The 12539-nt window shown below is 67.8% G+C and carries 10 protein-coding genes; 2 read left to right on the top strand and 8 right to left on the bottom strand.

From position 1 onward, the window contains the following. The first annotated feature begins 691 nt into the window (after positions 1-691). Positions 692-1894, top strand: coding sequence for a sensor histidine kinase (locus AC069H_RS23795; protein ID WP_478227529.1), 1203 nt, complete (start codon positions 692-694; stop codon positions 1892-1894). A 13-nt stretch (positions 1895-1907) separates the two neighbouring features. Here the strand turns inward: AC069H_RS23795 and AC069H_RS23790 are convergent, their stop codons facing one another. From AC069H_RS23790 to AC069H_RS23755, 8 genes are all read right to left on the bottom strand, one after another. Next, positions 1908-2249: an RNA polymerase-binding protein RbpA gene (locus AC069H_RS23790; RefSeq protein ID WP_034311760.1), complete on the bottom strand. Its 342-nt coding sequence runs from the start codon at positions 2247-2249 to the stop codon at positions 1908-1910. Positions 2250-2314: 65 nt separating this feature from the next. Further along, positions 2315-2545, bottom strand: a complete 231-nt coding sequence (gene secG, locus AC069H_RS23785) for a preprotein translocase subunit SecG (RefSeq protein ID WP_016333144.1) — start codon at positions 2543-2545, stop codon at positions 2315-2317. Positions 2546-2685: 140 nt separating this feature from the next. Continuing rightward, positions 2686-3471: a triose-phosphate isomerase gene (tpiA, locus tag AC069H_RS23780; RefSeq protein ID WP_478227528.1), complete on the bottom strand. Its 786-nt coding sequence runs from the start codon at positions 3469-3471 to the stop codon at positions 2686-2688. Continuing rightward, a complete protein-coding gene (locus AC069H_RS23775; protein WP_478233868.1) occupies positions 3471-4679 on the bottom strand; it encodes a phosphoglycerate kinase in 1209 nt (402 codons plus the stop codon). Before AC069H_RS23775 ends, tpiA begins: the two co-directional genes overlap by 1 nt. Before the next feature lie 9 nt (positions 4680-4688). After that, complete coding sequence (gap, locus tag AC069H_RS23770) at positions 4689-5693, bottom strand: type I glyceraldehyde-3-phosphate dehydrogenase (RefSeq protein ID WP_240597410.1); 1005 nt, start codon at positions 5691-5693, stop codon at positions 4689-4691. A 178-nt stretch (positions 5694-5871) separates the two neighbouring features. Next, the gene (locus AC069H_RS23765) at positions 5872-7059 is read right to left on the bottom strand and encodes a winged helix DNA-binding domain-containing protein (RefSeq protein WP_478233854.1); all 1188 of its coding nucleotides are present in this window, start codon (positions 7057-7059) and stop codon (positions 5872-5874) included. Between the two features lie 130 nt (positions 7060-7189). Then, positions 7190-8443: an acyltransferase family protein gene (locus AC069H_RS23760; RefSeq protein WP_478233853.1), complete on the bottom strand. Its 1254-nt coding sequence runs from the start codon at positions 8441-8443 to the stop codon at positions 7190-7192. Further along, complete coding sequence (locus AC069H_RS23755) at positions 8436-11534, bottom strand: glycosyltransferase (RefSeq protein WP_478233852.1); 3099 nt, start codon at positions 11532-11534, stop codon at positions 8436-8438. The genes AC069H_RS23760 and AC069H_RS23755 overlap by 8 nt, the downstream gene beginning before the upstream one ends. 383 nt (positions 11535-11917) lie before the next feature. On the opposite strand from AC069H_RS23755, the gene AC069H_RS23750 reads away from it, so the two are divergent. After that, complete coding sequence (locus AC069H_RS23750; protein WP_478233851.1) at positions 11918-12523, top strand: YiiX/YebB-like N1pC/P60 family cysteine hydrolase; 606 nt, start codon at positions 11918-11920, stop codon at positions 12521-12523. The last annotated feature ends 16 nt before the right edge of the window (positions 12524-12539 follow it).

The following is a 12539-nucleotide window of genomic DNA, read 5'->3' as shown; positions in this document are numbered from 1 at the left end:
AACTTCAACGGCCCCTGAGGCGACCGATCCCCGCGGATCTCGAACATCACAACCCCTGAACAAGTCAGGTGTTGCAACCACCGCTAGAACCCAAGCCCTCGGCTCAGCCGAGGGAAGGGGGCCTTCACGCGCATCCGGCAACGTGCCCCAAGGCGTGCCTCGCGTGCTCAGAGACGTGACTCGCGTGCTTGGAGGCCGCACACGCGAGATCCGTGTCTGAGCACGCGAGATCCGTGTCTGAGCACGCGAGTCACGTGTTGAGCACGACTTGCCCGGCGAGGTCGATGGAGACACCCCCATGGCGGAAGTCCGTGAAGGCCTCCTTCCCTACCCTGAAGGTAGTGAAGGAGGCGTTCACGGCATCACGCCTTTTGTAACCGTCTGGGGGCGGAAAGTGACAAAGATCAACTCCTGCCGGCTTTCACATCAGAGACGGTCCGTTCGCGCGTCGGAACGATCAACGGACCACCGAGCCCGGGTGGTCCGGTCCGCGCCTCGACCGACCGAACGTTCATGCACTTGTCCGCAGAGCGGACAGCGACCGGACAGTCGCTAGCCCGACTGGGGGAAACTTACCGCCCTTGTACATCCACCCGTTAGCATCCGCACATTTGTTCGTTCCTGCGCGTCCCGATCGGGCGAAGAACACGTCTCACCATTCAAGTCCACAAGACGAGTGAGGTCGCCAGCGATGAGCACAGAGGGTCTCTCGATGCCAGGTATCTCGGTGGGCGGCTCCGGAGCGGACGCCGCCGACCGGATGCGCCGTGCCGCCGGGGTCATGTCGTTCGCCAAGATCAAACGCCCGGCGCTGGTCGCGCTGGGCATCGACACACTCGCGATCTTCCTGGCCGCGCTCGACGTGTGGCTGGTGATCCCCGAGAAGGCTCAGCCGTACTCGATCTACCTGTCCGGCGCCGCGTGCCTCGGCCTCGCCTTCCGGCGCAAGCTGCCGTTCCTCGCGGTGATCGTCACCGTCCCCGGGTTCCTGGCGGGCTGGTCACAGCTGGCCGCGATGATCGCACTCGGCTTCCTCGCCACCCGCAAACAGATGCACTGGCAGACCTGGACCGGGTTCGCGCTCGTCTTCACCTGCCGGTTCGTCCAGTGGCCGCTGGCCGACTTCGTCGAGCTCAGCTGGCGTGAGCACGTCCTGGACGGCATCTACGGCGTCATCGTCGCCGGGATGCCGGTGGCGATCGGCCTGCTCATCGGAGCGCGGACCGAGATTTCGCAGAAGCTCACCGAACTCGCCGCCAGCCGCGACCGCGAGCGCCGCTTCCACGCCGACGCCGTCCGCGCGGAAGAGCGTGCCCGCCTCGCGCGGGAGATGCACGACGTCGTCTCGCACCAGATCACGCTGATCGCGATGCAGGCTGGCGCGCTGCAGGCGCAGACCACCGACGCCCGCTCGCTCGAAACCGCGCAGGTCATCCGGAAGCTGAGCACCAAGACGCTCGAAGAGCTGCGTTCACTCGTGAGCGTGCTCCGCTCGAGCTCCGAAGACGACGGGCCCCGGCCGGGGATCAACGAACTCGACCGGCTGATCCGCGGCTCGGACGTCCCGGTGCATCTGACCGTCGAGCGGATCCCCGACCTCCTGCCCAGCCAGGTTTCGGCGGCGGCCTATCGGACCGTGCAGGAATGCCTGACCAACGTGCACAAGCACGCGCCCGGCGCCACCGCGACCATCCGGATCCAGGGCGAGCACGGTTCGCTCAAGGTCGAAATACGCAACGAGCGCGCTCGGACCCCCGGTGCGGCCCTGCCCTCGGGAGGGCACGGGCTGACCGGGCTGGCCGAACGCGCTCGACTGCTGGGTGGGAGTTTCGAAACCGCCGACACCGAGGACGGCGGGTTCCGGGTGCGTGCCCGGTACCCGCTCGACCGGTAGGCCTCGGGGAGTCTCAGATCTCCCGGCGCTGGCGCAACCGCTCCAGCGCCTCGGCGAGAATGGCCTCGCCGTCGGCGTCGGAACGCCGTTCCTTCACGTACGCGAGGTGAGTCTTGTAAGGCTCGGTCCGCGGCGCGGCAGGAGGGTTCTTCTCGTCCTGCCCACCGGGGAGCCCGCATCGCGGGCAGTCCCACTCGTCGGGAATCTCGGCGTCCATCGAGAACGAGGGCTGTGCCTCGTGCCCGTTGGCGCACCAGTAGGAAATGCGGCGCCGCGGCGCCGACTCACCCCGTTCCGATTCGCCCGAAGGACCGGCACCCACACGGGTGCCCCGAATCGCGTTACCGCCAACCATGAATCCTCACACCTATAGGGATCGGCGGCGCGCCCCCCATAGGCACGCCGAAACACCTGGATCGATCAGACCTTGAGCAGGAGCCCGAGGCCGATGATGCTGATCAGCCACACCGCGCCCAGCAGCAGCGTGATCCGGTCGAGGTTCTTCTCGGCCACGCTCGAGCCGGAGAGGCTCGACTGCATACCGCCACCGAACAGCGAAGACAGACCGCCACCACGGCCGCGGTGCAGCAACACGGCGACCACCAGCAGCACGCTGGAGGCGATCAACAGGATTTGCAGGAACAGCTTCATGTCATCCTCTGCGCTCTTGGAGAATGCAGGAAAACGGTGTGCCACCGGCGGCTGTCGACCGCCAGAACACACCGTACTCCTGGACTCGTCCACTGCTGTGTGACGGACCGGATACCCAGGTTACCCGGTAGGTGCCCCGATCAGGGCAGGGGCCCGCCCGCGGCGAGTGCGCAGAGTTTGGTGAACTCGTCACCATCCAGGCTGGCACCACCGACGAGCGCACCATCGATGTTCTCGCAGGCGACGAGGTCACTGATGTTGTTGGCCTTGGCAGAGCCGCCGTAGAGTACGCGGACCGAGGACGCGACCTCGGCACCGTACTTCTCGGCGAGGGTGGCACGGATGGCTCCGCACACCTCCTCTGCGTCCGACGGGGTCGCGACCTTGCCGGTCCCGATGGCCCAGACGGGCTCGTAGGCGACGACGACGTCCTTGACCTGCTCGGCCTTGAGCCCCTTGAGGCCCTCGACCAGCTGGGTCGTGGTGTGGGCGATGTGCTCGCCGGCCTCGCGGACCTCGAGCTTCTCCCCCACGCACAGGATCGGCTTGATGCCGTGCTTGAGCGCGGCCTTGACCTTCTTGTTCACCAGTTCGTCGGTCTCGCCGTGGTACTCACGCCGCTCCGAGTGCCCGACGGTGACGAAGCTGCACCCCAGCTTCGCCAGCATCGGACCCGACACATCGCCGGTGTAGGCACCGGAGTCGTGCGGCGACAGGTCCTGGGCGCCGTAGGTGAGCGACAGCTTGTCGCCGTCGGTCAGCGTCTGGACGCTGCGGATGTCGGTGAACGGCGGCAGGACCGCGACGTCGACCTTCGCGTAGTACTTCTCCGGCAGGGCGAAGGCGATCTTCTGAACCAGCGCGATGGCTTCGAGGTGGTTCAGGTTCATCTTCCAGTTGCCGGCAATGAGCGGTTTGCGCGCCACTAGTCGTTCTCTCCCAGCACAGCGACTCCGGGCAGTTCCTTGCCCTCCAGGTACTCCAGCGACGCACCGCCGCCGGTCGAGATGTGCGAGAAGCCGTCCTCCGGCAGGCCGAGCTGCCGCACGGCCGCGGCGGAGTCTCCCCCGCCGACCACGGTGAAGGCGTCGCTCTTGACCAGCGCTTCGGCCACGGCACGGGTGCCGCCGGCGAAGGACTCGAACTCGAACACGCCCATCGGGCCGTTCCAGAACACGGTCGCCGCGTCGGCCAGCTTGCCCGCGAACAGTTCCCGCGACTTCGGGCCGATGTCGAGACCCATGCGGCCGGCCGGGATGGCCTTCGCGTCGACGACGTCGAACTCCGCGTCGGCCGCGAAACCCGTCGCGGCGAGGACGTCCACCGGCAGGATCAGCTCGACGCCGCGCTTCTCCGCCTCGGCGAGGAAGCCGCGGACCTGGTCCAGCTGGTCCTCCTGCAGCAGCGAGTTCCCGACCTCGTGGCCCTGGGCCTTGAGGAAGGTGTACGCCATGCCGCCGCCGATGAGCAGCCTGTCGACCTTGGTCAGCAGGTTGGCGATGACGCCCAGCTTGTCCGAAACCTTCGCGCCGCCGAGGACGACGACGTACGGCCGAGCCAAGTCCTCGGTGAGCTTCTTGAGGACATCGACCTCGGCCAGCACGAGCCCGCCCGCGTACGCCGGAAGCGCCCGCGCGATCTCGTAGACCGAGGCCTGCTTGCGGTGCACGACACCGAAACCGTCGGAGACGAACGCGCCGCCCGGGACGAGCGCGGCCAGCTCGGCGGCCAGCTCCTGCCGCTCGGCCTCGACCTTGCTGGTCTCGCGCACGTCGAAACGCACGTTTTCCAGCAGGGCCACCTGGCCGTCGGCCAGACCGGCGACGGTGGCCTTGGCGGACTCGCCGACCAGGTCACCGGCCAGCGGGACGTCGACGCCGAGCAGCTCGGTGAGCTTCGCGGCGACGGGCGCGAGCGAGAACTTCGGGTCCGGCTCGCCCTTCGGACGGCCGAGGTGCGCCGTGACGACCACCTTCGCGCCCGCCTCGGCGAGGCGCTTGAGGGTCGGCAGGGCCGCGCGGACGCGGCCGTCGTCGGTGATCTTGTCCCCGTCGAGCGGGACGTTCAGGTCGGAACGCACGAGTACGTACCGGCCCGAAACGTCCCCGCTCAGCAGGTCTTCGAGGTTCTTCAGCGCCATGGCTCAGGAGAGCTTGGTGCCGACGAGCTTGACGAGGTCGGCGAGGCGGTTGGAGTAGCCCCACTCGTTGTCGTACCAGCCGACGACCTTGACCTGGTTGCCGATGACCTTGGTCAGCGGCGCGTCGTAGATGCAGGACGCCGGGTCCGTGACGATGTCGGCCGAAACGATCGGGTCGTCGCTGTAGCGCAGGATGCCGGCCAGGGGGCCCTCGGCGGCGGCCTTGTACGCGGCGTTGATCTCGTCGAGGGTCGCGCTCTTGGTCAGCGTGACGGTGAGGTCGGTGGCCGAACCGGTCGGGACCGGGACTCGGACCGCGTAGCCGTCGAGCTTGCCGTTGAGTTCCGGCAGGACCAGGCCGATGGCCTTGGCGGCACCGGTCGAGGTCGGGACCATGCTCAGCGCGGCGGCGCGGGCGCGGCGCAGATCCTTGTGCGGCGCGTCCTGCAGGTTCTGGTCCTGCGTGTACGCGTGGATCGTGGTCATCAGGCCCTGCTCGATGCCGAACGCGTCGTTGAGGACCTTGGCCAGCGGGCCGAGGCAGTTGGTGGTGCAGGACGCGTTCGAGATGATCGTCTGCGAACCGTCGTACTTGTCGTCGTTGACGCCCAGCACCACGGTCAGGTCCTCGCCCTTGGCGGGCGCGGAGATGATGACCTTCTTGGCGCCACCGGCGATGTGCGCCTTGGCGGCGTCACCGTTGGTGAAGAAACCGGTCGACTCGACGACGACGTCCACGCCGAGGTCGCCCCAGGGCAGGTTGGCCGGGTCGCGCTCGGCGAGGGCCTTGATCGTCTTGCCGTCGACGACGATGCCCTCGTCACTGACGCTGACCTCGCCAGGGAAACGGCCGAGGATGGAGTCGTACTTGAGCAGGTGGGCCATGGTGGCGACGTCGCCGAGGTCGTTGAACGCGACCACCTCGATGTCGTGACCGGCGGCCTGCACGGCCCGGAAGAAGTTGCGGCCGATGCGGCCGAAGCCGTTGACACCTACGCGAACCGTCACTGCTGCCACTCCCTTGAGACTCGTCCGGGATCGCCCCGGTAAGACGTCCTTTACTCGGGCGCAACCCTAGCGTGCGTGCTCGGGCGACCCTCTTTGCCCTGACGAGACTTCCACCACTCGGTGGGTCAGGTCAAGAATCGATTAAGACCATCGCTACCAGGCCGTCTTGTCAAAACTCTCAGCTTCCCTGTGCTAGCCGTCGCTCCAACGGTGTCCGCATCCGTGGCGTGACTCGCACCTCTCCGAACCACTCGGCCAGGTGGTTCGCCTCCGTCTCGACGGCCCGTTCGACCTCCGCGCCGACGTCCTCCAGGAAGTGGTGGACGATCTCGCCGTCCGGACGCTGCGCCCAGCCGCCGACGATGCGGCCGCCGGCCCAGACGGTGGGCCCGATGTTCCCGGTGCCGTCGAACAGCGGTGCCTTGTGCGGGCCGAGATACCAGTCGCGCTCGATCCAGCCCATCGACGTCGGATCGAGGGACGGGAGCAGCGCGACCCACGGGGCGGGCTCGTCGACCGGCTCCAGATCGTCGGCGAGGACCACGCCGGGAACGCCGTCGAGATCGACCTCGGCCGGCTGAATCGCCGCGAGGGCCTTCTTCGTCTGGCCCGCCGTCCAGCCCGTCCACCAACGGAGGTCCGCGATCGGGGCGGGACCGTAGGCGTAGAGCCACCGCCGGGCGAGCTCGGCCCTGGCGGCGTCGGCGTCCCATTCGGCGAGGCCCTGTGGCAGCCAGCCCGCCATCGGGGCCCAGTAGTACTGGCTGCTGATCCAGCTGCCGCGCGGGCGGCCGCGAACGATGCGGCCGTCGACCGCGAGCTGGAACAGGACACGGCTGGTGACGTTGGCGATCGCCTCGTACGGCTTGCCCTTGGCCATCAGCAGCTGCTGTTTGAGGCGTGGCTCGTCCTCGGACAGCTGCTGTGCCGTGGCGGAACCGCGGGCCTTCAGCGCACGCTCGGTCGCGTCCTCGACCTCGGCGAGCCAGCCCTCCGGCTCCGGCACGTTCTCCGGGTGTCCCTGCGTACCGAGGTGCTGTTCGAGCAGGCGGCGCTGCTTCCTGGCGATGTCGGCGGAGCACGCGGCCTGCACGAGCGCCGCGTTCTCGTGGCCGAGGACGAAGACCGTGCGGCGCATGCCGAGCATCCGGATCAGCGTGCGCTCCTCGTACAGCGCGCTTTCCAGCTCGGCGACGCCGTCGCCCTTCACACGCGCCCACGCCGACAGGTGCACCGACGCCGGGTCCGTGGCGTGCAACGCGACGACCGCGTCCGCGGCGGCGTGCACCGACTCGGCGGGCGTGACGAGGCGATGGCGCGTCGCGAGGCGGGCACGGCGCTGCCGGATATCGATCTTGGGGGTCACGGATCGTTCCTACCACCGGCCCCCGACAAAACTCCGGATCGGACCGGGGCACCGTACGGCTTCGGTCCGTGAAGGCCTCCTTCCCTACCCTGAGAGTAGGGAAGGAGGCCTTCACGGACCGCGCTCACCGCTACTCCCGGCCGTGGGCCAGTGGCGGCACCGGTGGCCCGGGCCGTGACTCGACGCGAGCGACCCGCGGACGCCGTGCCTGCGGGTGAGGCGGCGGCGCGGGAGGGACGGCCGGAATCACCTGGGTGATCTCGGTGTCCGGGTGCGGCGCGGGTTTTCCCTTGCCGGACCGGGGTTCGCCCGGCGCACGGAGGTAGATTCGCAGCTTCTGCGTCGGCCGTTCGATCAGCCGCCAGGACACCACCCCGCAGGCGTACGCGGTGGGCACCGCGAGCACGATCAGCAGGTACGAATTGCGGACCCCGGCGAGGGTGTACAGCTGCTGCACCGGCATTCCCCACACGTACATCCCGTAGCTGGGATAGACCCACTGGTCGTAGCCGTCCAGCCGGCGCGGCCAGTGGTACGCCCAGGTGATCGCGCCGTAGCCCGCGGCGATGGGCAGGATGAAGCGCGTCGCGGGTTCGATGGGCGGGGTGAAGTTCGCGACGAGGTAGAGCGCCACCAGCGCGTACGCGACCGCCGGGCGCAACGGGATGAGGTCCCGGTAGCTGTGCAGCAGCATGCCGATGACGAACGCCACCAGGAACGCCACCATCGATCCCAGCGGCACGCTGAACAACGTGCCCGCGTCGCCCTGGAAGCCCACCGAGGCCCCGATGATCCCGTCCGCCACCATAAACGCCAGCAGCAGCGGGAACAGGACTATCCGTCCGCGCGCGAGGCCGCCCACCAGGCCGATGACGAGCACGATCAGATACCCGGTGGTCTCCATCGGGAGTGTCCAGATCGAACCGTTCGCGGAGTACGGGTACGGGTTCTCGGTGAACACCCCCGGCAGCAGGTGCTGCAACGGGTACAGCATCGCGTTGTGCACCACGTAACCCCAGGTGTCGGGATTCCCCCAGTACTCGCGCGGGCTGAGCACCGTCACCAGTGGCCCGATCACGAACGCCGTCACCATGACCACGAACAGCAGCGGCGGCCAGATCCGCAGCACCCGCTTGAGCAGGTAACGCCACCACGAGGAGTCACGCTGCCAGCTGTCCGCGATCTGGTAGCCGCTCATGGCGAAGAAGCCCATGAGCGCGAAATACCCCAGCGAGATGTTCCAGCTCGACGGCAGGCTGGTGATCCGGCTCGGTTCGATGATCGGGAAACAGTGCTCGAAGACGACCAGGATCGCCCCGAACATCCGCAGCCACGCGAACCCGGTGTCCGGTTTCGCGTAGGTCTTCGCGCCCGGGCTACTCATGGACCACCGGGGCGAGCAGTCCGCTCAGGGTCTCGCGGGCCACCCCTGGCCCGAACTGGTCCGCGACGGCGACCCGGCCCGACTCCGAAAGCCGTTGCCACAAAGCGTCGTCGATGAGCAGGGTGACGATCTTCTCTGCGATCTCTTCAGCCGTCTCACCGGTCAGTACCTCCTCGCCATCGCGCAGCCGCATACCTTCGAAGGCCAGCGGGGTACCGACCACCGGCACCCCGAAGGCGAGGCTCTCGCCCACTTTTCCTTTGACGCCCGAGCCGAACCGCAACGGCGCCAAGGCCATCCGCGTGGCGGCGTAACGCGGCTCGAGTTCGGCGACCCAGCCGCGGACGACGACGCCGTCACCGGCCAGCGCGTGGATGTCGCCGGTGGGGTCGGCGCCGACGAGCTCGAGCTCGGCCGACGGGCATTTCCGCCGCACGGCGGGCCAAATCTCACCGGCCAGCCAGAACGCGGCGTCCCGGTTCGGGCCGTGTTCGAAGCTGCCGACGAACATCGCGCCCGCCCGTCCCTCGGGGCTGGTGGGTTCGCTGCTGAAGGGATGCACATTGGACAGCACGTCGACCTTGGCCGATGGCACCAGTTCGGCGAGCAGGTCCCGTTCGGCCTCGGACACCACCAGCGTGCGGTCGGCGGACCGGACCAGCGCCAGCTCCAGTTCGCGGTACAGCTCGGCACGCCGCCGCAGCATCACCGCGATCGCCGGATCGCCGATCCGCTCGACGAGATCGGCTTCCCTGCCAAGCCGGACGAAGTGCAGATCGACGGTGTCATAGGCCAGAACCGCCTGTGGCGCGCAGATCTGGATCCGCTCGGCCATATGCCAGGCGACCGTCGGCCGGGACAGCAGCACCAGGCTCAAGGCGCCGCCCGCCTCTTCGAGGAACTTCTCGCGGTCGGCCGGTTCGAGTAGAACGGCGACCCCGGCGCGTCTGAGGTCTTCGGTGTATTCCGGCGACTGGACGTCGTCCATCGGGCAGAACACCACCCGCTGCCCGAGCGCGAGCAACTCGTCCACGAGCCTGCGCATCCGGACCGAGCCGGAATCCTTGTCCGGCGCGGGCACCCGCAGATCGGCGATCAGCACGATACCGGTGTCACGGGGTGCTTTCCCGGGCATCCGCTGCCGCCCGAGCCACAGTCCCGCCGGGCTCGGCCCGGCGATCTGCCCAGTCAGGGTCTCCGCCCACTTCTCGGCGAACACCAGCCGGTTGGTCTCCTGGAAGCGTTTGTGCCCCGAGCTCGGATCCGTGCCGTTCGAGACGCCCTCGTGGTGCACCACGACCGCGGCCGGTTCGACCACGGTCCGGAAACCGGCGGCACGCACCGCGAACGCCAGGTCGGTGTCCTCGTAGTACGCGGGCGTGTAGCGCTCGTCGAACCGGCCGAGCTGCTCGAAGAGTTCGCGGCGGATCATGATCGCCGCGCCGGAGCAGTAGTCGACGTCGCGGACCGAGGCGTAGCGGGCGTCGTCCGGGTCGTCACCGTGGCCGTAGTTCGCCGCGCCGGCGTCCGCCCACACGATCCCGCCGCATTCCTGCAAAGTGCCGTCCGGGTAGACCAGTTTCGCGCCGGCCAGGCCGATCCCGTCGTCGCGATAGACCGCCTCGGCGAGCGAGTCCAGCCAGCCCGGCTTCGGCTCGGTGTCGTTGTTCAGCAGGACCAGCAGTTCGCCGCGGGCTTCGGCGGCGCCGAGGTTGGTGGCCTTCAGGAAACCGACGTTGGTGCCGGTGCGGACCAGCCGCACGCCGGGACATTCGGCGAGCACCCGCGCGGACGCGTCGGGCGAATCGTCGTCGACGACGATCACCTCGAACGGCACCCGCGGCCGTCCTTCCTCGATCGAAGCCAGGCACTGCCGCGTGTAGTCCCATTTGCCGTGAACCGGGATGACGATGCTGACCAGCGGTTCGGCACTGGTGCTCACGGCCACCGGTTCCAGGCCGTGCCCCTCCTGCGGGACTTCGTCGGTGCGCCCGAGTGCGCGCTCATAGGCGCTCCGGACCGCGCTGCCCCTCGGCGCGTACTTCTCGATGGCGCCCCGGTACTTCTTGACCAGCCGGTTCACCGTGGCCGAATGCCCGTCGCTCAGCACCGCGTTCTCCGCGGCGAGCCGGGCCGCCTCGGCGCTGTACCGCTCGGCGGTCTCGGTCCGCCACGCCAGCCGTGCCGCGTCCAGTTCCGCCTCCCGGCGGAGTTCGGCGACCTCGGCCGTGAGCCGATCGCGTTCCTCCCTCAGCCGGGCCAGCTCCTCCTCTGTCTCGGCGTGCCTCGATGCTCCCTGTTCCCGCATGGCTCCCAGCAGGGAGAGCCGGGGGTCGAGCAGGGTGCCGACGGCCGGGACGGCGTCCAGCGGGCCGTCGGAGGCGATCCCGACGAGGTACGTATGCGGGCTGCCGTCGGTGACCGTCCAGCCGTCCTCGCCGTTCCCGGTCAGGCTCTGGTTCAGCGCCGGCCCCTTCGCGTGCGGCTCGCCGGGATCGGCGGCCAGCAGCGAACCCACCGCGATGTTCTGCCGCAGCACGGCCATGTTCCCGAAATGGCCGCCGAGGAGCGCGCGGAACTCTTCCTCGGTCAACTCCTTGACGTGGAAGGGATTGTCGTTGCCGTGTTCGTGGCTGTAGACCCGGAGGTCCGGGGTGCTGCCGAGGAAGACCCCGCCGGGGGCGAGCCGGACGCGAACCAGGCTCATCAGATCGTCGTGTTCGACGACATGCTCGATGGCTTCGAAACAGGTGATCACGTCGAATCGACCGGCGTCGGAAAGCAGTCCCTGGTCGATGATCGACCCCTGGGCGAAACTGAGATTCTTCCGCCCTGCGTAGGTGTTTCGCGCGTGTTCGACGGCCGACTCGTCGATGTCGACCCCGACGACCTCGGCGGCGGTCGTGGCCATCAGCGCCGCGCCATAACCTTCACCACTGGCGAGGTCGAGTACGCGCTTGCCCGCGACGAATCGGGAAGCGAGCGCATACCGGTGGTGGTGCTCGTAGATCATCTGAATGTCCCCGGCCCACGGCACACACCGCTCGCCGGTCCATTCGATCAACCGATGAGAGTCTCCCGAACCCGCCATGCGCGGCAGGCTACCGGGGCCTTGCCAGGGTCCGTGCAAGATACCGATACTTCTGGTGAAAAAGTACCGACGCCAGCCATCACTGAACACTGAGAGCACAGAAGGAGTGACCCACGGTGACCGAGCCCGATCGTTCACGCCGGGAACTCAACCTGGGACTGGTGGTGATCGTGGTGCTGTTCATCGTCCTGGAGGCCGCGGTGATCGGTTACCTCGTCACCTCGAACTGAGCGACGGCCGGGCTGTCAGGCGTTCACCGGACTCCCACGGCTCTTCGAACCCGATACTTTTCTCTCTGTCAACAGACCGCGGCCCACCATTTCGTGCGCACGCACAATTCGGCTGGCTACCGCTGTCCTCTGGTTGAAAGAGTGGGGAAAACCATGTCCAAAATCGGGAGAATCATCACCTCGTCCGCCGCGACCGCGGTAATGGCGGGAACGGCGATGTTCGGCCTGCTCGCCGCGCCGGCCCAGGCCGCGGAAACGGCCGCGTCGAGCGAAATCGGCATCGCGTCCTCCGACGACGGCGCCTGCAAGACGAAGAAGACGGTCGGAAACGCGCGGAACAAGGGAGATGTCTTCCACTCCTACGCCAAGACCTCCGTGTTCAAGCACAACCACGTCGGCATCTACTACACGACGAAGACGATCGTCGAGGCACCCGGCAAGGGCAGCAAGAGCAGGTCCGTCACGGCGTCCACGCTGAAAAAGTGCGGCCCCATCTACAAGATGTCCGTCAACGCCAAGCAGTCCAGCCGCGACAAGGCGGCCAACCACGCCTACAACAAGTTCCGCGGCCTGGCCTACGACGCGGACTTCGCGAACAACAAGTACAACAACAACGGGAAGCTGAACTGCTCCGAGCTGGTGTGGAAGGCCTACAAGGATTCCGTCGACATCGACTTGGACAAGAACGGCGGACTGGGCGTCTACCCCGACAACATCAAGGATGACGGCAGCACCGTGGTCTACGCGACCATCAAGTAACGACATTCGATGGACG

Source organism: Amycolatopsis sp. NPDC043887, assembly GCF_056435665.1.
Note: the sequence above shows the minus strand (reverse complement) of the source record. Positions and strands in the feature narration are given on the sequence as shown.